General features: G+C 71.9%; 22 protein-coding genes. 10 read left to right on the top strand and 12 right to left on the bottom strand.

Going from position 1 to position 23,475, the window contains the following annotated elements; genetic code table 11:
* Positions 1-66 precede the first annotated feature (66 nt).
* Positions 67-1,062 carry an SCO0930 family lipoprotein gene (locus ACZ4Z3_RS15330; RefSeq protein ID WP_468501391.1) on the bottom strand — a complete coding sequence of 332 codons (996 nt, stop codon included), beginning with the start codon at positions 1,060-1,062 and terminating at the stop codon, positions 67-69.
* A gap of 273 nt (positions 1,063-1,335) precedes the next feature.
* On the opposite strand from ACZ4Z3_RS15330, the gene ACZ4Z3_RS15325 reads away from it, so the two are divergent.
* Positions 1,336-1,932 (top strand): hypothetical protein, encoded by a 597-nt coding sequence (locus ACZ4Z3_RS15325; RefSeq protein ID WP_468501390.1) that lies wholly within the window; start codon positions 1,336-1,338, stop codon positions 1,930-1,932.
* Between the two features lie 16 nt (positions 1,933-1,948).
* Positions 1,949-2,713 (top strand): bestrophin-like domain, encoded by a 765-nt coding sequence (locus ACZ4Z3_RS15320; RefSeq protein ID WP_468501389.1) that lies wholly within the window; start codon positions 1,949-1,951, stop codon positions 2,711-2,713.
* A 266-nt stretch (positions 2,714-2,979) separates the two neighbouring features.
* On the opposite strand, the gene ACZ4Z3_RS15315 is transcribed toward ACZ4Z3_RS15320, so the two are convergent.
* Positions 2,980-3,471, bottom strand: coding sequence for a hypothetical protein (locus ACZ4Z3_RS15315; protein WP_468501388.1), 492 nt, complete (start codon positions 3,469-3,471; stop codon positions 2,980-2,982).
* A gap of 332 nt (positions 3,472-3,803) precedes the next feature.
* Between ACZ4Z3_RS15315 and ACZ4Z3_RS15310 the strand changes: the two genes are divergently transcribed.
* Entirely contained in the window at positions 3,804-4,475 is a 672-nt protein-coding gene (locus ACZ4Z3_RS15310; protein WP_468501387.1) for a class F sortase, read from the top strand.
* Between the two features lie 65 nt (positions 4,476-4,540).
* Here ACZ4Z3_RS15310 and ACZ4Z3_RS15305 read toward each other — a convergent pair whose 3' ends face one another.
* A complete protein-coding gene (locus ACZ4Z3_RS15305) occupies positions 4,541-5,395 on the bottom strand; it encodes a polysaccharide deacetylase family protein (protein ID WP_468501386.1) in 855 nt (284 codons plus the stop codon).
* Between the two features lie 195 nt (positions 5,396-5,590).
* Between ACZ4Z3_RS15305 and ACZ4Z3_RS15300 the strand changes: the two genes are divergently transcribed.
* The 4 genes from ACZ4Z3_RS15300 (at position 5,591) to ACZ4Z3_RS15285 (ending at position 8,767) form a co-directional block, all read left to right on the top strand.
* Entirely contained in the window at positions 5,591-6,052 is a 462-nt protein-coding gene (locus ACZ4Z3_RS15300) for a universal stress protein (RefSeq protein WP_468501385.1), read from the top strand.
* 594 nt (positions 6,053-6,646) lie between these two features.
* Positions 6,647-7,192: a sigma-70 family RNA polymerase sigma factor gene (locus tag ACZ4Z3_RS15295; protein ID WP_468501384.1), complete on the top strand. Its 546-nt coding sequence runs from the start codon at positions 6,647-6,649 to the stop codon at positions 7,190-7,192.
* A 147-nt stretch (positions 7,193-7,339) separates the two neighbouring features.
* Complete coding sequence (locus ACZ4Z3_RS15290) at positions 7,340-7,855, top strand: hypothetical protein (protein ID WP_468501383.1); 516 nt, start codon at positions 7,340-7,342, stop codon at positions 7,853-7,855.
* A gap of 252 nt (positions 7,856-8,107) precedes the next feature.
* Complete coding sequence (locus tag ACZ4Z3_RS15285) at positions 8,108-8,767, top strand: hypothetical protein (protein ID WP_468501382.1); 660 nt, start codon at positions 8,108-8,110, stop codon at positions 8,765-8,767.
* 116 nt (positions 8,768-8,883) lie between these two features.
* On the opposite strand, the gene ACZ4Z3_RS15280 is transcribed toward ACZ4Z3_RS15285, so the two are convergent.
* Positions 8,884-9,753 carry an Fpg/Nei family DNA glycosylase gene (locus tag ACZ4Z3_RS15280; RefSeq protein ID WP_468501381.1) on the bottom strand — a complete coding sequence of 290 codons (870 nt, stop codon included), beginning with the start codon at positions 9,751-9,753 and terminating at the stop codon, positions 8,884-8,886.
* 253 nt (positions 9,754-10,006) lie between these two features.
* Positions 10,007-12,088 (bottom strand): SpoIIE family protein phosphatase, encoded by a 2,082-nt coding sequence (locus tag ACZ4Z3_RS15275; protein WP_468501380.1) that lies wholly within the window; start codon positions 12,086-12,088, stop codon positions 10,007-10,009.
* Positions 12,089-12,216: 128 nt separating this feature from the next.
* Between ACZ4Z3_RS15275 and ACZ4Z3_RS15270 the strand changes: the two genes are divergently transcribed.
* Together ACZ4Z3_RS15270 and ACZ4Z3_RS15265 are read left to right on the top strand one after the other, a co-directional pair.
* Entirely contained in the window at positions 12,217-13,641 is a 1,425-nt protein-coding gene (locus tag ACZ4Z3_RS15270; protein ID WP_468501379.1) for a lipase maturation factor family protein, read from the top strand.
* A 141-nt stretch (positions 13,642-13,782) separates the two neighbouring features.
* Positions 13,783-15,129, top strand: a complete 1,347-nt coding sequence (locus ACZ4Z3_RS15265) for an amidase (protein ID WP_468501378.1) — start codon at positions 13,783-13,785, stop codon at positions 15,127-15,129.
* Between the two features lie 65 nt (positions 15,130-15,194).
* Here ACZ4Z3_RS15265 and ACZ4Z3_RS15260 read toward each other — a convergent pair whose 3' ends face one another.
* Both ACZ4Z3_RS15260 and ACZ4Z3_RS15255 read right to left on the bottom strand, forming a co-directional pair.
* Positions 15,195-15,677 carry a GNAT family N-acetyltransferase gene (locus ACZ4Z3_RS15260; protein ID WP_468501377.1) on the bottom strand — a complete coding sequence of 161 codons (483 nt, stop codon included), beginning with the start codon at positions 15,675-15,677 and terminating at the stop codon, positions 15,195-15,197.
* Between the two features lie 53 nt (positions 15,678-15,730).
* Entirely contained in the window at positions 15,731-15,904 is a 174-nt protein-coding gene (locus ACZ4Z3_RS15255) for a hypothetical protein (RefSeq protein ID WP_167738834.1), read from the bottom strand.
* 493 nt (positions 15,905-16,397) lie between these two features.
* Between ACZ4Z3_RS15255 and ACZ4Z3_RS15250 the strand changes: the two genes are divergently transcribed.
* The gene (locus ACZ4Z3_RS15250; RefSeq protein WP_468501376.1) at positions 16,398-16,901 is read left to right on the top strand and encodes a hypothetical protein; all 504 of its coding nucleotides are present in this window, start codon (positions 16,398-16,400) and stop codon (positions 16,899-16,901) included.
* Here the strand turns inward: ACZ4Z3_RS15250 and ACZ4Z3_RS15245 are convergent.
* From ACZ4Z3_RS15245 to ACZ4Z3_RS15225, 5 genes are all read right to left on the bottom strand, one after another.
* Positions 16,880-18,382 carry an SDR family NAD(P)-dependent oxidoreductase gene (locus tag ACZ4Z3_RS15245; protein ID WP_468501375.1) on the bottom strand — a complete coding sequence of 501 codons (1,503 nt, stop codon included), beginning with the start codon at positions 18,380-18,382 and terminating at the stop codon, positions 16,880-16,882. The genes ACZ4Z3_RS15250 and ACZ4Z3_RS15245 overlap by 22 nt on opposite strands.
* Before the next feature lie 216 nt (positions 18,383-18,598).
* Positions 18,599-19,945: a wax ester/triacylglycerol synthase family O-acyltransferase gene (locus tag ACZ4Z3_RS15240; RefSeq protein ID WP_468501374.1), complete on the bottom strand. Its 1,347-nt coding sequence runs from the start codon at positions 19,943-19,945 to the stop codon at positions 18,599-18,601.
* Between the two features lie 225 nt (positions 19,946-20,170).
* Positions 20,171-21,391: a glucose-1-phosphate adenylyltransferase gene (glgC, locus tag ACZ4Z3_RS15235; RefSeq protein ID WP_468501373.1), complete on the bottom strand. Its 1,221-nt coding sequence runs from the start codon at positions 21,389-21,391 to the stop codon at positions 20,171-20,173.
* Between the two features lie 47 nt (positions 21,392-21,438).
* Positions 21,439-22,590 carry a glycogen synthase gene (gene glgA, locus ACZ4Z3_RS15230; protein ID WP_468501372.1) on the bottom strand — a complete coding sequence of 384 codons (1,152 nt, stop codon included), beginning with the start codon at positions 22,588-22,590 and terminating at the stop codon, positions 21,439-21,441.
* Positions 22,591-22,666: 76 nt separating this feature from the next.
* A complete protein-coding gene (locus ACZ4Z3_RS15225) occupies positions 22,667-23,416 on the bottom strand; it encodes a (2Fe-2S)-binding protein (protein ID WP_468501371.1) in 750 nt (249 codons plus the stop codon).
* Between the last annotated feature and the right edge of the window lie 59 nt (positions 23,417-23,475).

Below are 23,475 nucleotides of genomic sequence, written 5' to 3'. Positions count from 1 at the left end.
TGCGGTGCGGAGGGGGCGGGTCCTTGATCGGCCGCGCTGATGTGGTGCGTGGGGAAGGTGATCTCGTTACTGCGCGCCGATCGGCTCTCCGTCGCCGTTGATGGCGAACCAGGTGCCGCCCACACCCTGGCCCTTGGTGTCACCGGGGGCCTTGTCACCGGCGAAGGTGTAGAGCGGGATGCAGTTGATGGTCTGCTGCTTGATGCCGTCGGGCCGGTCGAAGACCGTGTAGCCCTTGAGCAGGATGCCCTTGGTGTCGTTCTTCTCGACCGGGGCGACGACGGGCCACTTGTCGAGGCAGGCGCCGGTGCACTTGGTCGACATCGGCCACTGCTTGTCCTTGAGGAAGCGGTAGACCGTCATGCCGTTCTTGTCGACGACGACCTCGCCGAGCTTGGGGTCGTTGCGGGTGGTCAGACCGGCCTGCCCGACCGCCTCACCACCGGCGTCGCCCGCCGCGCCGGCACCGCCGCCGCCCTTGGTGGAGGCCTTCTTGCCGTTGGGGGCGGAGGCGAACCAGGTGCCCTTGAGGCCCTGGCCCTTGATGTCACCGGCCTTGGTGTCCTTGGCGAAGTAGTACATCGGCCAGCCGCCGACGGTCAGCTGCTTGGTGCCGTCGGGGCGGGTGATCTCGCCGAGCAGCGCCTTGTCGACGCCGTCGGCCGCGGTGGCGCCCGCGGCCGGGACCGGCGGCCAGGTGGTGGCGCACTCGCCCTCACAGGTCGTCTTCGGCGGCTCGAAGGAGTCCTTGTCGAAGCGGTACAGGGTGCGACCGGCGCTGTCGGTGAGGACCTTGCCGTACTCGTCGCTGTTCCACACGGTCAGCTGGCCCGCGGACGCCGCCGTGGTCGACTGGGCCTGGTCCGACGTGTCGGTCCCGGCCGCGCCGGCCCCTGCGGTGCCGGCCGCCCCGGCGATGGTGCCGGCGCCGAGCGTGGGGGTGGAAGCGGCACCCACGTTCTGCGAGGACGTGGAGCCCTGTTCCTGACCGCACGCCGTCGTCAGCGCCAGCACAGCCGCAGCTGAGGCTACGAGTGAGGCGCTCCGCCAGGAGGTGTTCATTCCAACTCCCCGTCAATCCTTGGGTGTTGCAGCGCCCTACTGCGCCGCTCGCTGGCCCTAGGTACGGGCGGGGGTGGTCGAAGTGTTCAACGGAACACAGATTTCTTTCGAAACTCCGCGCAGACGCCCTCGGCGCGGCCTGCGAAAGCATCGAAAAGACGGTCAGCGATCGGCCCCCCGGCCAAACCTTCGTGGCCCGTTTTTACTTCCTTTGGAGCAATCTGTAGCTGCTCCCGCGTACGCGGGCGCGCGACAACACGGATGATCTCCGACGTGCAAGGACCCCCGCGGACCCGTTCCGCTCTCGCCCTCCGGCTGTCGGCCCTGCTCGCACTGACCTGGCTCCTCACCGGAGCGCCGAGCGGCACGGCGGTCGCCGACGCCTGCGCGTACGCCTCGACGGGCCCGGGCGGCGGGGCCGTCGCCGTGGCGGTCGCGGGCACCGGCCCCTGTGAGCCGGCTCCGGCGACCACCCCGTCCCCCACGCCCACCCCGACACCCTGGTGCCCGCCGACTCCGACGCCCACCCCGACGCCCCCGCCGCAGCCGAAGCCGCCGAAGGCCCGGCCCGACCCGAGCCGCGATCCGGCGCCCACCCCGCGGCCCACGCCCCCGCCGGCGCCCCGGCCGGAGCCACCACCAGCGCCGGTCACCAAGGCGCCCCGGCCCGCGTCCCCTCCGCCCCCGGCGCCCGCGCCGAAACCGCCGCCGAGCCCCACGCCCGAGGTCTCGCCGAGCCCGGTGCACTACCCGCCCTACAAGGCGACGGCCCGCCCGCGGACCAAGCGTTCGGGGCCCTCCCTCGTCTCCCTCGCCCTGCTCATCACCGCGCCCGCGGTGTTCGCCGTCGCCGCGCTGCGCCCGCGCTGACCCCAGGAGGAACCTCTTGTCGGAATGGCTTGTTCTCACCCTCGCGATGGGGGCGGCGTGTCTCGTCGTCCTCATCGTGGCCGTCGTACGGCATCACGCCGCACCGGCGGACGAGGACCCGTCCGAGACCCCGGACGTGATCGAGTACATCACCATGATGATCGGCGTGGTGTACGCGATCGTCCTGGGTCTGGCCATCGCCGGTGTCTGGGAGGCCCGCAGCGTCGCCCAGGACCATGTGCAGGCGGAGGCGCAGGCGCTGCACGAGATCGACGAGCGGGTGCGGGTGTACCCGGCCGGGGTGCGGGACCGGATCCGGGGGGACATCGACGCGTATGTCGGCCATGTGGTGTCCACCGAGTGGAAGTCGATGGCGGCGAAGGGCGAGATGACCGAGCGGGGCGACGAACTGCTCGACACCGTCCGCCGGGACGTCACCGACTACGAGCCGGCGAACGACTTCGAGGCGCAGGCGTACCAGCCGCTGCTCGACCAGATGGCGGCGGCCGACGCGGCGCGCAACTCCCGCGCGGACTCCACCGGCGAGACCATGCCGGGGGTGGTGTGGTTCGGGCTGATCGCCGGGGCCGTCGTGACCGTCGGCATGGTCTTCGCCCTGCAGATCCGGCGGACGGCACGCGAGCTGATCCTCGCCGGTCTGTTCTCCGCCCTCATCGCCTTCCTGCTGTTCCTCGTCTGGGACTTCGACTCGCCCTACGGCCGTGGGCTGACCGCCACGGCCGAGCCGTTCATGGCCCTCTTCCCCGACGTCAAGACCTGACGGCAGGCCGGCAGGACCCCCGCGGCCGGGGGACGGGCGCCCCACGCGCCCGTCGTGACCGCCCTCTCCCTCACCGCTCCCGCCGCGCACGCGGCACCGGCCGCCGACGCCACGTCTGACGGCGTACGAACCTGACGGCGGACGCCGTTCAGCCTTTCGCCCCGGTATCCCGTAGCGGGACCGGGGCGAAAGGCTGAACGGCGTGCGGTCCGTGCTCCGAAGGGGTGAGCGACAGATCCTGTTCCCGGGCCTGTGCCGTGGTGCCCTCAGATCTTGTTCTCCGAGCGACGGCGCATCCAGAAGACGCCGCCGCCGATGGCCGCGGCGGCCACCAACCCGCCGCCGATCGCGATGTCGGTCGGCGTGGCCCCGCTGGAACTGCTGCCGCCGAGGCCGCCGCGGACACCGCCGATGACGGTGAAGACGTTGTTGAACGTCCTGCGCTGGCCCTCGCAGTGGGTGGTGACGCTGTACGCGCCGGGGTTCGCGTTGGTGTTGACGCGCACCGTCGCCGTGGCGGTCCGCCCATCCATCGACCTGAGATTGGTGGTCGGAAACGCGTTCGAGCTGATGGTGCTGTTGGGCGTCCCGCACGCGTCGCCGCCGCTGACGGTGAGGACGAGTTGTCCGCCCCGGGCGATGACCTGAGGGGCGGCCGTGACCGAGGTGGGCTGGTCCCAGGCGGCGGCCGTCGGTGCGGCGAGACCGACCAGGGTGACCGCGACGGCCGAAGCCGCCAGGGCACGAGTAGTACGCATGTGATCCTCCGCGGAAGACGCCCCGGGACCCGTCCCCGGTCGATCGGCGAGAAAGCGCCTCCTGAATAGACCCTCAGATGCCGTGCAGAGGGCCGCATTTCGGGGCTGGTCCGTCCTGGTGAGCGGACACGCCGTGATAATTCCGCGTCGTCGGATATCGCCGCAGGTCACGGACCGTCAGAAAATTCCTGGGGGCGGCGACTCGGATGGCCGAGGGCCCCGGCTCGCCGCCACCCGTTCGTACCTGCCCCGTCGCCGTCCTGCTGCGGCACGCTTAGCGTTTTCCTATGCGCGACTGACGCGGCGACGGCCGTGTCGAGAGGGGATGGCGAATGGCTTGGTCCCAGCCGGCCGAGGCCGAAGAGGAGGAGCGGCGGAGAAAGCGCGCGCCGTGGGGCGTGATAGCGCTGGTTCTGCTGACCGGTCTCGCTCTCATCCGGAACGGTTCGGGGGAATTCGACGTGGGACCGCCGCAGCCTGCCCAGGCGGCCGCCGCCGACAGTCGCAGCGCCCCCCACGGCACCTTCACCAATGTGCCCGATCCCCTGCCGTACGCCCTGGTCGACCGGGTGCGGATCCCCTCGATCCAGGTCGACGCGCCGGTCGTGCCCGTCGGGCTGGACGCCCAGGGCTGGGTCGACGCGCCGCCCGCCGAGGACCCGAACCTCGCCGGCTGGTTCACTGGCGCGGTCTCCCCCGGCGAGAAGGGCACCGCCGTCCTCGTCGGCCATGTCGACAACAATCAGGGCCCCGCCGTGTTCTACGGTCTCGGGGCGCTGAAGAAGGGCAGCCGCGTCGAGGTGCAGCGCGGTGACGCGAAGACCGCGGTGTTCGAGATCTACGGCATCGAGGTCTTCGCGAAGAACAACTTCCCCGGTGACCGCGTCTACGGCAACAGCGGAATTCCCGAGTTGCGGGTCATCACCTGTGGGGGCGGTTTCTCCAAGCAGAACGGCTACGACGGGAACGTCGTCGTGTTCGCCCGCCTGGTCGAGGTTCGCTGAGCGTTCCCCGACCGGGCGGGCGAAGGCCCGGAGCCGATTCGCTTTTCCAGTGCTACGCGTATCTCCTACGCGTATCTCCGCTGCGGCACCGTGATCCGATATCCCGCGTCGAGCAGTTCGGGCAGGTATTCGCGCAGTGCCCGGACGCTCTGGGAGCGGTCGCCGCCCGCGTCGTGGGAGAGCACGACGACACCGGGTGCCGCGCCCTTCTCCACGCGGTCCGCGATGGTGGCCGCCGCCGGGGCACGCCAGTCGAGGGTGTCCACGGTCCATGCCAGGGGCTCCATGCCGAGTTCGGCGCCGAACTCGAAGGTGGCGCGGTTCCAGGCGCCGTAGGGCGCGCGGAACCACAGCGGGGGTTCGCCGTAGGCCTTGTCGATGATCTCGCTGGTGCGGGACATCTCGGCGTGGATCCGGGACCGGGAGAGGTTGGGCAGCATGGGGTGCGACCAGGTGTGGTTGCCGACGGCGTGCCCGGCGTCCGCCATCTCGCGCAGCAGGCCCTTGTGCCGGTTCACCATCTCGCCGCACACGAAGAACATCGCGCGGACGTCGTGCTTGCGGAGGATGCGCAGGATGTCGGGGGTGTATCGCGGGTCCGGGCCGTCGTCGAAGGTCAGCACCATGGTCCGGCCGCGTCCGTCCACCCGCAGGTACGGCCGGCTGCGGACGGTGGCGGGGACGAGGGTGCGACGCCGGGGCGGCGGGGCGCCGTAGCCGGCGATGGGCTGCAACCGGTAGGTGGAGGGCTTGAACGCGGGACGGGCGCCGGGACCGGCGGCCGTGGCGGCGCCCCGGGTCGGGCCGGAGCTCCCCTCGCCGGTGAGCAGCGCGGTCGTGCCCGCCACACCGGCCGCTCCGAGCAGGGCGGCACCGCCGAGCAGGAGGCGGCGGCGCGTGAACATCTGATCCTTCGTCATGACTCATGAGTCGACCAACTCGGGAACGGCGCACCACCACGACACCGGAGCGGCGGCATGGAAACACCCGATGGGAGTAGTTTTCGCGCCCCCCGTGCGCCCGTCCGTGCACCTCTGCCCGCGCCCCTCGCCTCGCTGCTCTCCAGGACCGCTCGGCGCACACCGGTGCCAGGGCTCTCGGATAGCCTCACCATCGTGACGGATCAGCAAGCGCACCAGTTCGAACGGGGTACCGACGGGCCGAAGGTCATCCTCGTCGGACTGGACGGTTCCGACTCCTCCCTGCGCGCCGTGGCCTACGCGGCGGGCCTCGCCCGACGGCAGCGGGCGCTGCTGGCGATCGTGTACGTGCAGCCGGTGATGGCCGCCGGAGCGGCACTCGGGGTGCCGGTGGCCGGGACGACCGACGAGATCGCCGAGAGCCTCGTCGCGCAGATCCGTGAGGCCGCCGAGCAGGTGAAGGGCGTCTTCGAGACCCGCTGGGAGTTCCACACGTTCCGCGGCGACCCGTACAACGGGCTGGTCAGGGCGGCGGACGACCTCAAGGCGGACGCGGTCGTGGTGGGCGCCTCCGAACAGGCCGGCCACCGCATCGTCGGCTCGGTCGCGGTCCGCCTGGTGAAGGCGGGCCGCTGGCCGGTGACGGTGGTCCCGTAGCCCGGCCGACGACGACAGCCACGCGGAGCCGCGTCGAGCCGCGGGGCCCCAGTGTCGCGACACCGTCGAGCGGCCGGGGCAGCAAGCACCTCGGGACCGCCTAGCGGTCGGGCCAAGCGCCACGGGACCGTCGAGCGGTCTGGGCCAAGCGCCACGGAACCGTTGTGCCGCGAGGCCCTTGTGCTGCGGCGCCCGAGTGCGGCAGGGCCGGTGTGCCGTGGGGCGCGAGCCACGCCGCGGAGCGGTGTCGGGCGGCTGAGCCGTGGGGGGCCGCTGGGGGCCCGGGCAGGGCTTCGGTGGGATCTCCGGCCCGCGAGGGGGCCCGCGCCCCCACAGGCCCTTTCCGGCCCGCCCTGAGCCGGGACCCGGGCGGGGCGCCGGCAGGGCGCCGGGCGGGGCGCCGACATCAAGCCGCCCTTCGCGCGGGTCCGGGCTTCGCGGGGCGGGGCCGGAGACCGGTGCGGAGACCGGAGGCAGCGCCTCCGACCTGCCGACAGACCGTTCGTCGCACCGTTCGTCGACAGCTTCGACCGCCCGTCGCACACCCGTGACCGGCCCCTGTCCCCAGGGAGCCGCCCGCGTTCCCATACGCCCATGACGGCCGGAACCACGATCACCAACGGGACGACCGCCGAACACGAACTGGCCGAGATCCAGCGTGAACACGGACGCCCCCTCTTCGCCCTGTTGCTGCGGCTCTCCGACGGGGACCGCCATCGCGCCGAGGACCTCGTGCAGGAGACCTTCGTACGCGCCTGGCAGCACCCGGAGGCGCTGCGCGCCGACGACTTCGAATCCGTGCGCCCCTGGCTGCTCACCGTCGGCCGGCGCCTTGCCATCGACGCGCGGCGGGCCCGCCAGGCGCGCCCGGCGGAGGTGGGGGACGCGGTGCTGGAGAACGCCCGAGTGATGGCTGACCACGCCGAGCGGTCCGTCGCCACCCTCGATGTGCGGGAAGCTGTGAAGACACTCACTCCGGAGCACCGGGAAGTACTGGTGCAGGTGTATTTCCAGGGGGCGAGTGTGGCGGAAGCCGCCGAAGCCCTGGGGATCCCGCCCGGTACGGTGAAGTCGCGCGCTTACTACGCGCTGCGCGCCCTGCGCCGGGTGCTTCCGGGATACGCGGCCGACCTGCGGTGAAACCCATGGCCGAGTCAAACCTCCGTAAAGCGCCTTGCTGAGGACCGCTGTTGAGCAATCAGCTGTCCTCATCCGTGTTCCGGATGGGGCCCTGCCCCGGGGCCCGGTGTCGGGCGACGCGCACGTACCGGAGGAAGGCAGGAAGGGATGCTGCACAGAGGTCAAGAGAGCACGGACGGCGCCGGCGGCGGCGAACTGACCGTCCCCATGGCGTGGTTCTACGCCGAGTACATCGCCGAGGAACTGCTGCGGACCGGCGACCTCATGCCGCCGACGTCCTTCGAGTTCCGTGCGGGGCGCGACGCCCTGGCGCTGACCATCTTCCTCGCGGACTCCGGCGGTGAGCTCTCCGGCATCCGGGTCGTGACCCAGTTGGAGACCTGGCTGTCGCTGACGGCGTACGACCAGCCGTGGCAGGACTGGGTGGGCGAGCGCATGGCCCACCTCACCGCCGAGGCGCTGGAGGCGGGCGGCCCCGCGCCGGACCTGGAACTGGCGGCGGCGGCCTGGCGGTGGCTGGAGGAGACCGAGCTGCTCGCGCCCGACCTGGACGCGGTGCCGGGGGGCGGGGCGGTGCTCGGCGAGGACGACGGCCCCAAGGTCTGGACACCGGCGTGGCGGCTCGGCCTGCCGCTCGGCCATCTGGCGATCCATCTCTTCTGAGGACGCTTCTGAGGACCCTTCTGAGGACGGCCTGCCCCGCGGACACTCCGGGTGACCGAGGCATGTCGGTGCGGTGAACTGCCGGTCAGGGCAGCGGCGGGGAAGTTTTCTCGGTCGGCGACCAATCCGCCGAGATCACGGCTCCGAATCTTTTGGTTGGCATTGGTCGCGGGCTTGAGTGATTCTCGGGTCTGGTCCGTACCGGTGGGGGCAGGAAGCAACCCCCACCGCACACCGGCCCGAGGAATTGCCATGTGGTCCCAGGATCGTCATCACGACGTCGGCGCGTACTCGCTGGGCGTGCTCGACGAGGTGGAGTCCTTCCACTTCGAGGACCATGTCCGCGGCTGCCCCCAGTGCGCGGTACAGGTCACCGAGTTCCGTCCCGCCGCCCGGCAGCTGATGCTGTACCGGAACGCGACACCGCGCGCCGTGCACCCCTTCGCGGCGCCCGGCCCGCAGTTGCTCGGACGGCTGCTCGACGAGGTGGCGGCCCGCCATCGTGCACGTCGCAGGCGCTGGCTGTTCGCTCTCGCCGCCTCCGTGATCATCGCCGTCGGCGGCCCCGCCGTGGCCGTTCTCGCAGGTCCGGGCGCCCCTCCGGACGCGGTCGCCGCCACGGACCCCAAGACGGGGGTGTGGGCCGAGGTCAGGGCCGAGGACCGGATCTGGGGCAGCGACATCCAGCTGAAGGTCAAGGAGGCCGAGGACGCCCACGCCTGCCGGCTCATCGTGATCGGCAAGGACGGGTCGGAGGAGACCGCCGCCAACTGGAAGTCCCCGGAGGGCGCGGACCGCCCCTCCGAGATGCAGGGCGGCACCTCGATGCAGCGCGAGGACATCAGCCACTTCGAGGTACGCAGCCAGGAGGGTGAACTCCTGGTCACACTGAAGGCCCCGGCCTGGCACTGAGCCGCCCGCCGGGACCGGCCGCCCGACCCGTACCTGGTCCGTACCTTCAATGGTTGCGGATCATGGACGGAGCCGAGTCGGACCCGAGTCGGGAAGGCTCCTGGACCGCCGCCGCGCTATTTCAGCAGTCGCGACATCCGTCGGTCGGCGAGCGGTTTGCCCCCGGTCTGACAGGTCGGGCAGTACTGCAGCGACGAGTCGCTGAAGGACACCTCGCGGACGGTGTCCCCGCACACCGGGCAGGGCTCACCGGTCCGGCCGTGCACCCGCAGTCCGCTCTTCTTCTCCGCCTTCAGCCTCCCGGCGGCCAGGCCCCGTGAGCGCTCGACGGCCTCCGTGAGCGTGGTGCGCAGCGCCTCGTGGAGCCCGCGGACCTCCTCCGGCTTCAGTGACGACGCCAGCTTGAAGGGCGACATCCTTGCGGCGTGCAGGATCTCGTCGCTGTACGCGTTGCCGATCCCCGCGATCAGACTCTGGTCCCTGAGGGCGCCCTTGATCTGGCGGCGCTCCCCGGCGAGCAGCTCCGCGAGGCGGGCCGCGTCGAAGTCGTCGGCGAGGGGGTCCGGGCCGAGCCGGGCGACACCGGGGACGGTCAGCGGATCCCGTACGACGTACACGGCGAGCCGCTTCTGGGTGCCGGCCTCCGTCAGGTCGAAGCCCTCGCCGGTCTCCAGCGCGACGCGCAGCGCGAGCGGGCTCTTGCCACCGGGGCGAGGCGGGCCGTCGGGGAGCCGGTCCCGCCAGTGCAGCCAGCCGGCGCGGGCGAGATGGGTCACGAGGTGCAGCTCGCCGCCGTCCGTCTCCACGTCCAGGAACTTCCCGTACCGGCCCACCGCCGTGACCTGCCGCCCCTCCAGGGCGGTGACCGGCGGGTCGTACGTCTTCAGCACGCTGATCGCCACCGGCAGCACGCGGACGACCTCATGGCCGACGAGAGCGCCGACCAGGAAGTCCCGCAGGGCGTCGACCTCGGGCAGTTCCGGCATGCCATCCAGAGTGCCACTGCCTGCGGCGGTTCGCCGGGCGCCCAGTAGCTCGGGGGTGCGCGGTCCGTCGGCGGGTGCTGTTTCGTCGTGGTTTCTCGCGCAGTTCCCCGCGCCCCTGAAGGGAACGGGCCTGCGGCCCGGCCTTCATCCTGAAAAGCACGGGGCGCAGGCCCGGTCGCTTTTCAGGGGCGCGGGGAACTGCGCGAACAACCCCCACCCACCCGCACCCGCCATACGAACGCGCACCCCCGAGCTACTGGGCGAACACGAACTCACACCACACGCACTTCCCCCCGCCCCGCGCCTCCACCCCCCACACATCCGTCAGCCGGTCCACGAGCAGCAGCCCCCGCCCCGAGACACCCGACTCCCCCGCCTCCCGACGCCGCGGCAGCGCGCTGGAGGAGTCCTCGACCTCCACCCGCAGTCTCCGTTCCGTGCCGGTCAACGCCCGCAGCGTCACGATCGCGGAGCCCTCCGTGTGCATGAGCGCGTTGGTGATCAGCTCGTCGGCGACGAGTTCGATCTCGTCGGCCCGCTCCCGCGCGCCCCACGTGCGGACGGCCGCCCCGATCATGTGCCGGGCCTCGGTGAGCGCCTCCGGGTCGCCGGGGCCGACATGCTGCTGGACCCGCCCGCCGGGCTGTTCCGAGCTGCGGCTGCGGCGGCGCAGCAGGAGCAGGGCCACGTCGTCGTCGCCACCGCGTTCCTCCGCCACGTCGATGAGCCGGTCGGCGAGGTCGTCGACGTCGTCGGGGCCGGTGGTGATCAGCTCCTGCAGCGTGAGCATGCCGTCGTCGAGGTCGGCGCCGGGCTGTTCGATGAGGCCGTCCGTGCAGAGCAGCAACGTGTCCCCGGGGTCCAGCTCGATCGTGCTCACTGGGTACTCCAGGCCCCCGAACTCGGCCGACAGCCCGAGCGGCAGGCCGCCGTCGACGGTCACCCGGCGGCAGGCGCCGTCGGGCGCCCGGATGAGGGGGTCGATGTGTCCGGCCCGGACGATCTGGACCACTCCGGTGGACAGGTCGGCCTCCGCGTACAGGCACGTGGCGAAGCGGTCGGTGTCGAGTTCGTGGAGGAAGGCGGAGGCGCGGGACATCACGGTGGCCGGGGTGTGGCCCTCGGTGGCGTACGCCTTGAGGACGATGCGCAGCTGGCCCATGACGGCGGCGGCATGGGTGTCGTGGCCCTGGACGTCGCCGATGACCGCGCCGACGCGGCCGCCGGGCAGAGGGACGAGGTCGTACCAGTCGCCGCCGATGTCCCGGCCGAGGGAGCCGCCGAACGACGCGGCCCGGTAGCGGACGGCGATGTCGGCGCCGGGCACGCTGGGGATGGACCGGGGCAGCATGGCCTGCTGGAGGCCTTCGGCGAGGTCCTTCTCCCCCTCGTAGAACATGGCCCGCTGGAGGCTCTGGGCGATGCTGCTGCCGAGCGCCACGAGGACGTCGCGCTCCTCGCTGGTGAAGCCTCTGCGGTCGTTGTAGAGCAGCCCCATGGCGCCGATGGGCCGGGCCTGCACGATCAGGGGCAGATAGGCGGCCGAGGTGATCTGGAGGTCGGTGATGTGCGGCCAGAGCAGCGGATACGACTCGGCGAACTCCTCCGGTGACTCGATGAAGTGCGGTGCGAGGCTCCGAACGACCTCGTTCATCGGGTACTTCACGTCGAGGCGGGTGATCCGGGTGCCGGGTACGTAGCTGGCCCGGGGGCCGGCGGCGATCATCCGGATGCGGCCGGCCTCGACCAGGCCCATGACGAGGCTGGTCGCGCCGAGGTGGGTGATGCCGTCGGTGTCCTCCAGGACGTCGATCACGTCCTGGACGGTGCGGGCGTGGGCCAGGGCGGCGGTGATGACCTGCACGACGTCGGTGCGTCTGCGGCGGGCCTCGTCCAGGGTCGCCTGCTCCGTGCGTGCGCTGATCTCCCGCAGTTCGCGGGTGGCGTCGCGGACGATGCCGATGACCCGGTACGGGCGGCCGGTCTCGTCGCGGCGGATGTAGCCCTGGGTGTGGGTCCAGCGGAGGGTCCCGTCGCGCGTCCGGATGCGGAAGTAGGCGCCGTAGTTCTCGCTGCCGTCCTTGAGGGCCTGGGACACCAGGGTGTCGAGCTTGCGGCCCTCCACCGGGGGGACCCGGACGGTCAGGCTCTCGGGGCGGCCGTCGTACTCGTCCGGGCGCAGGTCGAAGACCTCGTGGGCCGTGGCGTCCATGTGCATCACGCCGGCGTCGAGGTCCCAGTCGAAGCTGCCCATGAGATTGAGCGCCAGGACGGGGTCCGGGTGGGCGAGCCAATCGTCCGGCAGCGGCAGCTCACTCGCTCCCCGATCAACCATGTGGCCACTTTGCCAGGGTTTGCCCGATTATTCGAGTGGGGACGGGCTGTCCCGTTTCAGCCCTCCGGATCCGATCACTAATGTCGGTACCGCCCCTGTTCCGGCGCGCGACCCAGGAGCGCGAAGCCATGGACTGGTTCACCGCACCCGACTACTGGCTCGCCCGGCTGCTCTTCCAGCGCTCCCTCGCCGTGATCTACCTGGTGGCCTTTCTGGGGGCGGCCCTGCAGTTCCGGGCGCTGCTCGGGGAGCGGGGGATGCTGCCGATCCCCCGTTTCGTCGCGCGGATGCCCTGGCGGCGGTCACCGAGCGTGTTCCACCTCCACTACTCGGACCGGTTCTTCGCCGCGTGGGCGTGGGCGGGCTGCGTGGTGTCGGCGGCGCTCGTCGCCGGAGTCGACTCGCTGTTGCCCCTGTGGGGCGGCATGCTGCTGTGGCTGGTGCCGTGGGCGATGTACCTGTCGATCGTGAACGTCGGCCAGACCTGGTACTCGTTCGGCTGGGAGTCGCTGCTCCTGGAGGTCGGCTTCCTCGCGGTGTTCCTGGGCAACGACGAGGTGGCGCCGCCGATCGTCGTCGTGTTCCTGGTGCGTTGGGTGCTGTTCCGGGTGGAGTTCGGCGCGGGCCTGATCAAGATGCGCGGCGACGAGTGCTGGCGGAAGCTGACCTGCCTCGACCACCACCACGAGACGCAGCCGATGCCCGGACCGCTGAGCTGGTTCTTCCACCATCTACCGAAGCCGCTCCACCGGGTCGAGGTGGCCGCCAACCACGTCACCCAGTTGGTCGTCCCGTTCCTGCTGTTCACCCCGCAGCCGGTGGCGACGGCCGCCGCCACGCTGATGATCCTGACCCAGCTGTGGCTGGTGCTGTCCGGCAACTTCAGCTGGCTGAACTGGATCACCATCGTGCTGGCCCTGTCGGCGGTCGACCTCGGCACCGGCGCCCCCGACACCCCCGGCGCGCCCCTGTGGTACGAGATCGTCGTCCTCGCCATGACCGCGCTGGTCCTCTGGCTCAGCTACCACCCGGTGCGCAACATGATCTCCCGCCGCCAGGTGATGAACCGCTCCTTCGACCCGCTGCACCTGGTCAACACCTACGGGGCCTTCGGCAGTGTCAGCCGCGTCCGGTACGAGGTGGTGGTGGAGGGAACGGCGGACGAGGTGCCCCGCGAGGACACGGGCTGGCTGGAGTACGAGTTCCGGGGCAAGCCGGGTGACCCTCGACGCTGGCCGCGCCAGTTCGCCCCGTACCACTTGCGGCTGGACTGGCTGATGTGGTTCGCGGCGCTCTCCCCGGCGTACGCGCACCCCTGGTTCGGCGGTCTGGTCGAACGCCTCCTGGAGAACGACCGCGACACCCTGCGGCTGCTGCGCCGGTCCCCCTTCCCCGCCGACGCCCCGCCGCGCTTCGTCCGCGCCCGCCTCTTCCGCTACCGCTACACGACCTGGCGGGAGCTGCGGGCGACGGGCGCCTGCTGGGAGCGGACGTACGTACGGGAGTTCATGCCGCCGACACGGCTGGCCGTGTCGGCGGTCCGGGACCGGTAGGACCGGTCACGGCCGCGACCGGTGGAGCCGAACTCGGCGGTCCGCGCGGGATGCCGCGTGCTCGGCCGTCATGACTCTCGACGCGGCGCCGCCCCAGGGGACACAGTGCTCCCACGCACACCAGATCGACAGGGAGCCCCCGTGACCAGCTGGGTCGGCCTGACCGCCGCCAAAATCGCCGCCGCCGTACAGGAGAAGCGGGTGACGCCGCGCGAAGTGGTGGCGGAGCATCTCGCGCGGATCGCGTCGCTGGACGAGCGGATCGGCGCGTTCCGTACCGTCCGGGCGAAGGCGGCGCTCGCCGAGGCGGACGACGTGGCGGCCCGCGCCGATCTGGGCGGACTGCCGCTGGCCGGGGTCCCGGTGGCGGTCAAGGACAACCTCGCGGTGCGGGGCGAGGCCACGCGCAACGGGTCGGCGGCGACACCGGACAGCCCGGCCGCCGCGGACCATGTGACGGTGGCCCGGCTGCGCGCGGCGGGCGCGGTGGTCGTGGGCCTGACGAACGTGCCCGAGCTGTGTGTCTTCGGTACGACCGACGGGGTGCACGGCACCGCCCGCAATCCCTGGGACCTCACCCGCACCACCGGTGGCTCGTCCGGTGGGAGCGCGGCGGCGGTCGCCGCCGGCCTGGTGCCGATCGCGCTGGGCAACGACGGGATGGGTTCGCTGCGCATACCGGCCGCCAACTGCGGCCTCGTAGGGCTGAAGCCGGGCTTCGGTGCCGTCCCGGCGGACATCGGACACGGCGACTGGTTCGGCATGTCGGAGAACGGCCCACTGGCGACGACCGTCGAGGACGCCCGCCTGATGTTCCGGGTCCTCGCGGGCACGGACCCCGGCGAACCGGCCCCTTCCCCCTCGCCCCGCGGCATCGCCCTCTCCCTGCGCAGCCCCCTGGTCGGGGTGAGCGTGACGCGCCCGTACGCCGATGCCGCGCGCCGGGCGGCAGCGGCGCTGGCCGGGGCGGGCCACCGGGTGCGGCGCGCCGACCCGCCGTATCCGCTCTGGCTGGGCACGACGTCGCTGGCGCACTGGACGGCGGGCACGGCGGTGGACGCCGAGGATCTCGACCCGGCGCTGCTGACCCGGCGCACCCGGGTGCACGCCGCGGTGGGGCGCCGCTTCCTGAAGGGCGTCCGGGCGGGCGACCGGCGGGAGCAGCTGCGCCGGCGGATGGAGCCGTTCTTCGCCGAGCACGAGGTGCTGCTGACGCCGGCGCTCGCCCGGCGCGGGCCGGCCGCCGCGCCCTGGCACGAGCGGGGATGGCTGCGCAATCTGCTGGTGAACACGAACTGCTCGCCGCTCACCCCGCCGTGGAACCTGACGGGTTGGCCGGCGATGTCGGTGCCGTTCGGCACGCTGCCGTCGGGCGCCCCCTGCGCGGTGCAGCTGGTGGGCCGCCCCGGATCCGAGCTCGAACTCCTCGCCGTGGCGGAGCAGTTGCAGGAGCTGCACCCGTGGCGGCGGACGGCGCCGCTCGACTGACGGGGGCCGAGGCGGCCTCCGGCCGACAACGCATGTCCCGATGGCCGGTGCGTGGCGGACACGGCCTAGAGGGCCCGGTACATGATGTGCAGCCCCACTCTGCCGTCCCGAGGGTGTTCGAAGGCGTCCGGCACGGTGCCCAGGACGGTGAAGCCGAGGGAGGTCCACAGTCGGACGGCCGGGTTGGTCTCGACGACGGCGTTGAAGACCATTCCCCGGTAGCCGTCGGCCTTGGCCGCGGCCAGGACGTGCTCGGCGAGCGCGCGGCCGATGCCCCGGCCGCCGTGCTCGGGGTCGACCATGAAGCCGGCGTTGGCGATGCGGGCGGCGGGACCACCGTAGTTGGGCGTGAGGAAGGCGGAGCCGACGACCGCTCCGGTGCCGTCCTCGATGACGAACACTCGCTTGGCGGGGCCCATCCAGAGGGTGCGGGCGGCTTCCTCGGAGGTGTCCGGGTCCCAGGTGTAGGTCTCGCCGGCGGCGACTACGCGGTGCCAGAACGGCCAGATCCGCGGCCAGTCCTCGGCGGTGGCTTCTCTGATCTGCATGGGCGTGAGTCTGGCACGCCCATGCAGACGGCGATCGCGAGGGCGCTGAGGGGTCAGTCCACGCTGGGCAGGATGTGGGGCTCGGCGAGGTCGTCCTCGTAGCCGGCGAGCCGGATCGGGGCGGACCTGGCCCACACGTCGAGGCTGCCGAGTTCCTTCTTCGTCCGGCCGGCGCCTTCGGTGCGTTCCTTGGGGCGCTGATCGCGATTCGTCTTCTCTGGTGTCACCGCGCACTCCTTATGTGTCGGTCACCCTCGGGACGTCGGCCCAGCCTGCCGCTGTTCGCCTGACATCCGCTCGGGTCTGAGTCGAGGTCAGTTCGGACGCGGTGGCGCCGGATTCATTTGGGTGAGAGCAGGCCGTGGTGACCGGCTTGTCCCGGGACGGACCGTGGGTGTGGGTGGAACCCATATAAGGCTGTCCGTCCGGTACAGAGTAACCAAATGAGCGGGTGCCTGCTCGATGGGGCTGAAAACACAAGGTAACTGTCTCGAGTCATTCCGCGTTCAGCGGGCCACCGTCCGGCTGTTCGCCCTATTTCATTACGCTTTACTACCACCCGATCGGCCTAGTTCCTGAACTGCGCGCTCCACCAGCGCTCCAGCGGATCGCTGCCTTCGGCACGCAGTTCAGGTCCCGTTGGCCGAATAGCAAGCCGACCATGATCTGCTCCTGTGTCGCAACAGCATTTCTCGCGGGCGGACTCGGGAGGACCGACGCATGGAGCTGCGCGGCATCGACGAGCTGATGGATCTGCTGTACGCGTGCCGAGGTGCCAGGGACGCGCCCGGCGTCCCCGGCGGCCCAGGTGGTCCGGGTGATCAGCACGAGCACGCCCTGCGCACCGCCGCGTTGCTGCGCCGGGCACGGCCGGCCGACAAGGAGCTCCAGGTGGCCGGCCTGGTGCACACCCTCGGCCGTCTGCTCCGTCCGGGTGACGACAGCGGCCACGCCGACCTGGCCGCCGACGCGGTGCGCCCCCTGCTCGGCGAGCGGGTTGCCCGTCTCGTACGTCTGCACGTCCTCGGCCCCGACGACCTCGTGCGCATGCACGCGGGCGGCTGGGCCGACACGGCCCTGACGGAGGACGTGCTGACGCTGCGGGACGCGCACGAGGCGGGCCGCGTCCCGGGGGTGGACGCCGGGGTGCTGGAGGACTGGCGGACGGTGCTGGAGCTGGTGTCGGACCGGGCGAGGGCGTCTCACCACTTGCCGGGCGCGTAGTCCTTCAGGAAGACGCCGTACAGGTCTTCGCCCTGCTCGCCGCGGACGACCGGGTCGTAGACGCGGGCCGCGCCGTCGACGAGGTCGAGCGGGGCGTGGAAGCCCTCCTCGGCGAGGCGGAGCTTGTCGAAGTGGGGGCGCTCGTCGGTGATCCAGCCGGTGTCGACCGAGGTCATGAGGATGCCGTCGGTCTGGAACATCTCCTGGGCGCTGGTCCGCGTCACCATGTTCATCGCGGCCTTGGCGGCGTTGGTGTTCGGGTGGCCGGCGCCCTTGTAGCCGCGGCCGAAGACGCCCTCCATCGCGGAGACGTTCACCACGTACGCGCGTCCGCTCGACGCCTTCCGGGCGGCGTCGGCCATGGCCGGGCGGAGCTTGCTGATGAGGATGAACGGCGCGGTGTAGTTGCACAGCTGGGTCTCCAGCAGCTCCACCGGGGAGATCTGCTCGATGGTCTGCACCCAGGTGTTGCTGTCCACCACGTCGGGGACGAGCCCGCCCGCGTCGATGGCGGTGCCGTCGAGGTGCCGGGCGACGCTGGCGTTGCCCGCGACCAGCGCGAGGTCGGCGACGCGCTGCGCGTCGAGGCCGCTGGTGCCGACGGGCAGCTCGGCCGGGCCCGTCAGCCGGTCCACCGCGCCGGAGTTGAAGGCGCCGATGACATGGTGGGCGGGCAGTTCCCCGGCGGGCAGTGGGGCGCTCTCGCCCTCGACCAGGGCGGCATAGGCGGAGGGCAGTCGGCGCACGGTCTGTGTCGCGTTGTTGATCAGGATGTCGAGGGGGCCCGCGTCGGTGACCTGGTCGGCGAGCGCGACGACCTGGGCGGGGTCGCGCAGGTCGATGCCGACGACCTCCAGGCGGTGCATCCAGTCCGCGGAGTCGTCCATCGCCTTGAAGCGGCGGATCGCGTCCTTCGGGAACCGGGTGGTGATCGTGGTGTGCGCGCCGTCCCGCAGCAGCCGCAGGGCGATGTACATGCCGATCTTGGCGCGGCCGCCGGTGAGCAGGGCGCGCTTGCCGGTGAGGTCGGCGCGGGCGTCGCGGCGGGCGCGGTTCTCGGCGGCGCAGTCCTGGCAGAGCTGGTGGTAGAAGTAGTCGACCTCGACGTAGCGGGTCTTGCAGACGTAGCAGGAGCGCGGGCGCTGGAGTATCCCCGCGATCTGTCCCGCGTCGGTCACCGACGACGGCAGGATGCCCTCGGTCTCGTCGTCGATGCGCTGGGCGGAGCCGGTCGCGGTGGCCTCGGTGACCGCCTTGTCGTGGGCGGTCTTCGCGGCGCGGCGCTCCTGGCGGCGGCGCTGCTTCACCGTGCGGTAGATGGCGGCGGTGGCGCGGCGCACCGTGATCGCGTCCGGGTGGTCGACGTCCAGCGTGTCGAGTTCCTCGAGCACGCTGAGGCAGACGGCGAGCCGCTCCGGGTCGATACCGGGGCCGTACACGGCCTCGTCCGTGGTCGCCGGGCCGTCCTCTGTCACCGTCATCGCGCTGCCGTTTCCCTGATCACCCGCGGCGCGCCGACTCGCGCCCGTCACCGAACGCGGAATTCTACGGACGCGAGCGCGGCTGGCCAAACCCAGGGCGCCTAGCAGCTCGGGGGTACGCGTCGTTTTTGGCGGGTGCGGGCGGGTGGGGAGAAACCACACACCACCCGCACCCGCCGACGAACCGCGCACCCCCGAGCCATAAGGCGCCCCCGGTCAGCTCTCGCACGCCGCCAGCAGCTCCTCCAGCTCCCCCGTCACCGCCTTCCCCAGCACCTCCAGATCCGGCACGGCCTCCGCGTCGGCGACCAGCCCGTAGTGGACGCTCCCCCGATACGTGGAGATCGCCACCGCCACGGACTGCCCGTGGGCGAGGGGGGCCAGCGGGTACACCTCGGCGAGCGGGCAGCCGCCGAGCCGCAGGCCGAGGCTCGGGAGCGGCACGCTGGTGACGAGGAGGTCGAACCAGAGGCGCGCGGCCTGGCTGACCAGGGGCCCGGCGAGCCGGTGCCCCAGCGGCGGCACATGGTCGGCGAGCAGCGCGACCGCGCCGGCGCCGCGGTTCGGCCCGGCGTCCTTGTTGCGGTCCATGGCCGTACGGACCGTACGGAGCCTGCCGAGCGGGTCGGGGTCGTCGACGGGCAGCTTCATCAGATAGCCGGAGAGCCGGTTGCCCTGGGGGTGCGCGGTGCGCGGCCGGCGCTTGGAGACGGGGATGAGCGCCCGGGGCGTGACCCCCTCGCTGCCGTCGCCCCGTTCGTCCAGCCAGCGCCGCAGCGCGCCGGCGACGACCGCGATGAGGACGTCGTTGACGGTGCCGCCGACGGTCTTGCGGATGCGGTGCACGTCGTCGAGGTCGAGGACCACGCCGACGGTGCGGCGGGTGCCGCTCGGCTCGGCGGTCAGCGCGGCGGTGCCCCGCGCGCCCAGCGACGCGTCGAGCGTGGTGCGGGCGACGGAGGTGCCGATGTCGACGGCCCGGCCCAGGTCGGAGAGGGTGTCGCGGAGGAGCGCGGGCAGTTTGCGCACCTCCCCGAGGAGGCTGCGCGGGGGTTCGGCGGGGCGCGGCCGGGGCGCGGGCATGTCCATGGGGTCCATGACGGCGGCGGCGAGGGTCAGCGCCCGCAGTCCGTCGGCCAGGGCGTGGTGGAACTTGAACAGCACGGCGAAGGAGGTGCCGTCCTCCCCGGGCAGGACGTGCGCCTCCCACGGCGGCCGGTCGCGCTCCAGGGGGCGTTCCAGCAGCCGGCCGGCCACCGCGTGGAAGTCGCGGGTCGGCGCGTGCAGCCGTACGTGGTCGAAGGGCTCGAAGTCGGCGACGGGCTCGCGGGTCGCGCCGCCGAAGGTGAGCGGCAGGCGGACGTCGGGCCGCCAGACGTCCCGGATCCGCATCCGCAGCGCGGACACCCCGGCGGCACGAGCGGCGAGCAGGTCGGCGGCGTGGGCGCCCGCGGTCGGCGAGTTCGCCGTGAAGACGCCGAGGGCCGCCAGGTGCATGGGATGCTCGGCGGACTCGATGTTCCAGAAGGCCAGGTCGAGTGGTGCGAGCTCGTCAGAAGTCAATGGCTTGCCTCGCGTCGACGACGGGTGAGTGTGCAGTCAATCGCCGATTGCCGATTACGGTCAAGTACGATCGAGCTACGCTCAGTTAACAGCAGATTAAGTCCCACCTCCTGGGGAGAGGCGGGACCATCGGGGCATCTGCCGTCACTCGGGGGTCATCTCAACCCACCCGGCCCAGCGCGGCGTGATGAACCGCACAGGCGCTCGACGCGCGTCTGTGCAGAGTCACGACACCTGCTGGCCCTTGCCGAGGGCGATCACCCCGCCCTTGGAGACCGTGTACAGCTCGGCGTCGCGCTCCGGGTTCACGCCGATGGTGGCGCCCGGGGGGACCTGGACGTTCTTGTCGAGGACGGCGCCCCGGACGACCGCGCCCCGGCCGATGTGGACGTTGTCGTGCAGCACCGACCCCTGGACCACGGCGCCGGGGTCGACGACCACGCCCGGCGACAGCACGGACCGGGTCACCTGGCCCCGGATGAGGCAGCCCGCGCTGATGATCGACTCGCTGGCGATGCCGCCCGCGTTGAAGCGGGCCGGGGAGAGCTGCCCGGAGCTGGTGTAGATGGGCCAGCTGCGGTTGAACAGGTTGAAGGCGGGGCGCTCGGCGATGAGGTCCATATGGGCGTCGTAGTAGGCGTCGAGGGTCCCGACGTCCCGCCAATAGCCGCGGTCGCGGTTGGTCTCGCCGGGCACGTGGTTGGCGCTGAAGTCGTACAGCTGGGCCTCGCCCCGCTCGGTGAGCTGGGGCAGGATCGAGCCGCCCATGTCATGGACGGAGTTCTCGTCCTCGGCGTCCCGCTGGAGCGCCTCCACCAGGGCCTTGGTGGTGAAGATGTAGTTGCCCATCGAGGCGAACACGCACTCGGGGTCGTCGACGAGGCCGGGCGGGTCGGCGGGCTTCTCCAGGAAGCGCTCCACGGACCGGCCGTCGGAGCCGGGGGTGATCACACCGAAGGAGGAGGACTCGGTGCGGGGCACGCGTATCCCGGCGACGGTCACTCCCGCGCCGCCCTCGATGTGCTGGGCCAGCATCTGCCGGGGGTCCATGCGGTAGACGTGGTCGGCGCCGAAGACGGCGACGTACTCGGGCTGTTCGTCGTGCACCAGGTTCAGGGACTGCAGCAGCGCGTCGGCACTGCCCAGGTACCAGCGCGGGCCGAGCCGCTGCTGGGCGGGGACCGGGGTGACGTAGTTGCCGAGCAGGCTCGACATCCGCCAGGTGGTGGTGATGTGCCGGTCCAGGGAGTGCGATTTGTACTGGGTCAGGACGCAGATCCGCAGGATGTCCGCGTTCACGAGATTGGAGAGTACGAAATCCACGAGACGGTACGTCCCGCCGAAGGTCACCGCCGGTTTCGCGCGGTCGGCGGTCAGGGGCATCAGCCTCTTGCCCTCGCCGCCCGCCAGTACGATTCCCAGCACCGAAGGTCCACCGCGCCGCATGCCGCCGCCCCTCTACGCCCGGTTGTGCCGTGCTCTGTCCTGTGTGCCTACCCCTGTTTGAGGACTTCCTCGTACAGGTGGACCGTCCGCCGGGCCACCGCGTCCCAGCCGAACTCGCGCACCGCGCGCTCCCGTCCGGCCTCGCCCATGCGGGCGGCGGTCGCGGGGTCGGCGAGGACCGAGTCGAGGGCGCGGGCCAGCTGAGCTTCGAAGTCGTCCTCGGTGGACACGAGGAGTCCCGTGACGCCGTCGTCCACGACCTCCGGGATACCGCCCACCCGTGACGCGACCACCGCCGTGCCGCAGGCCATGGCCTCCAGATTGACGATGCCGAGCGGTTCGTACACCGAGGGGCAGACGAACACGGCGGCGTGGGTGAGGAGTTGGATGACCTCCGGGCGCGGCAGCATCTGCGGGATCCAGTGCAGGCCCGCGCGGACGCGGCTCAGCTCCTCGAAGAGGTCGCGGAACTCCCGGTCGATCTCCGGGGTGTCGGGGGCGCCGGCGCACAGCACGACCTGGACGTCCGGGTCGATGTCCCGTACGGCCCGCAGCAGATGGGGCACGCCCTTCTGGCGGGTGATGCGGCCGACGAACAGGACGTAGGGGCGGGCCCGGTCCAGTCCGACGCGGTCGAGGACGTCCGTGGCGTGGTCGGGCCGGTAGAGGGAGGTGTCGATGCCGTTGTGCACGACCCGCACCTTGGCCGGGTCCAGGGCCGGGTAGCAGCCGAGGATGTCGTCGCGCATGGCGCCGGACACCGCGATCACCGCGTCGGCGGACTCGATCGCGGTGCGCTCGGCCCAGCTGGAGAGGGCGTAGCCGCCGCCCAGTTGCTCGGCCTTCCAGGGGCGCAGCGGCTCCAGCGAGTGGGCGGTCATCACGTGCGGGATGCCGTGCAGCAGCTTGCCGAAGTGGCCGGCGAGGTTGGCGTACCAGGTGTGCGAGTGGACGAGCTCCCGGCCTGCGAGGCCGGCGGCGATGGACAGGTCCACGGAGAACGTGCGCAGGGCGTCGTTGGCGCCGTCCAGCGCCGACCAGGGCCGGTGGCGTACGACGCCGCCCGCGGCGCCCTCGCCCCAGCAGTGCACGTCGAGGTCGACGAGGGATCTCAACTCCCGTGCGAGGAACTCGACGTGGACCCCCGCGCCGCCGTAGACGTCGGGCGGATACTCCCGGGTCAGCAGGCCGACTCGCACCCGGAACCCCCTGTCTCACATGACTCGTTCCCACATGGTCACCCACACGGGGCGGTTGGGGAAGAGCGCCATGTCTCTAGGGGGTGCCACCCGTCCTGCCCGACGGCCGGGTCCGGGCCGGTGGCCGGTCGAAGCAGCAGTCGCCGCAGAGTCCGCCGCCGGGCAGCCGGTAGTAGAGGCAGCAGCTGCGGCGGCGGTGGGTGGCGGGGTCGAGGGTGCCGGCGAGATCGGGGTGGGCGAGCTGCGCGGCGGCCAGCCGCCGGACGCGGGCGGCCGCCTCCGCACGTCCGTGCGCGGCGGCCCAGCGGTCGATCTGCCGCACGGCTCCCATGAGCGCCGAGGCCGCGTTCCCCCGGAGGAGACGGGGGGAAACGGGCAGCTGGGAGCAGAGGGCCGCCGCCAGGGGGACGAGATGCGCCTCCCGTACGACCTCGCCGAGCCGGTCGGCGGGCAGCATCCGTACCCCGGTGAGCCAGAGGTCGTCCGGGGCACTCGCGTCGGGGTCCCAGCGCAGCAGCCGCGGGTCGAGATCGGGGACGCGGTCGTGGAGGGCGGCGGTGCCGAGGGCGACCGACCACAGCCGGGCGGCGAGGCCGAGGTGCGCGATGGAGGCCGCGACGCGGGGTTCGGGGGCCCGGACGCTGTCCGCCACCTTCCGGGCACGGAAAATTACGGGATTCGCGTAAACCTCCTTCTTCACATCGGCATCCCGTGCCGCGTACGCCTCCGCGAGGGTCGGCAGTGTGCGTCCCGGTGCCTGCCCCGTGCGTAGTACGAAGAAGCCGCCGAGGGCGGAGAGGTTCGTGAGGTCGGCGGCGTGGTCCACGACATCGAGTAGTACCAGGGCCCACGGGCGTGTTCGCGGGGAGGGGTGCACTCCGTGTC

This window comes from Streptomyces sp. NPDC030296, assembly GCF_055572815.1.
Note: the sequence above shows the minus strand (reverse complement) of the source record. Positions and strands in the feature narration are given on the sequence as shown.

Coding starts and splice junctions, on each gene's coding strand:
- ACZ4Z3_RS15330 (WP_468501391.1), bottom strand. CDS start 1,062: ATGAACACCTCCTGGCGGAGCGCCTCACTCGTAGCCTCAGCTGCGGCT.
- ACZ4Z3_RS15250 (WP_468501376.1), top strand. CDS start 16,398: ATGGAGCTGCGCGGCATCGACGAGCTGATGGATCTGCTGTACGCGTGC.
- ACZ4Z3_RS15310 (WP_468501387.1), top strand. CDS start 3,804: ATGGCTTGGTCCCAGCCGGCCGAGGCCGAAGAGGAGGAGCGGCGGAGA.
- ACZ4Z3_RS15295 (WP_468501384.1), top strand. CDS start 6,647: ATGACGGCCGGAACCACGATCACCAACGGGACGACCGCCGAACACGAA.
- ACZ4Z3_RS15305 (WP_468501386.1), bottom strand. CDS start 5,395: ATGACGAAGGATCAGATGTTCACGCGCCGCCGCCTCCTGCTCGGCGGT.
- ACZ4Z3_RS15280 (WP_468501381.1), bottom strand. CDS start 9,753: ATGCCGGAACTGCCCGAGGTCGACGCCCTGCGGGACTTCCTGGTCGGC.
- glgC (WP_468501373.1), bottom strand. CDS start 21,391: ATGCGGCGCGGTGGACCTTCGGTGCTGGGAATCGTACTGGCGGGCGGC.
- ACZ4Z3_RS15285 (WP_468501382.1), top strand. CDS start 8,108: ATGTGGTCCCAGGATCGTCATCACGACGTCGGCGCGTACTCGCTGGGC.
- ACZ4Z3_RS15275 (WP_468501380.1), bottom strand. CDS start 12,088: ATGGTTGATCGGGGAGCGAGTGAGCTGCCGCTGCCGGACGATTGGCTC.
- ACZ4Z3_RS15315 (WP_468501388.1), bottom strand. CDS start 3,471: ATGCGTACTACTCGTGCCCTGGCGGCTTCGGCCGTCGCGGTCACCCTG.
- ACZ4Z3_RS15245 (WP_468501375.1), bottom strand. CDS start 18,382: ATGACGGTGACAGAGGACGGCCCGGCGACCACGGACGAGGCCGTGTAC.
- ACZ4Z3_RS15260 (WP_468501377.1), bottom strand. CDS start 15,677: ATGCAGATCAGAGAAGCCACCGCCGAGGACTGGCCGCGGATCTGGCCG.
- ACZ4Z3_RS15290 (WP_468501383.1), top strand. CDS start 7,340: ATGCTGCACAGAGGTCAAGAGAGCACGGACGGCGCCGGCGGCGGCGAA.
- ACZ4Z3_RS15270 (WP_468501379.1), top strand. CDS start 12,217: ATGGACTGGTTCACCGCACCCGACTACTGGCTCGCCCGGCTGCTCTTC.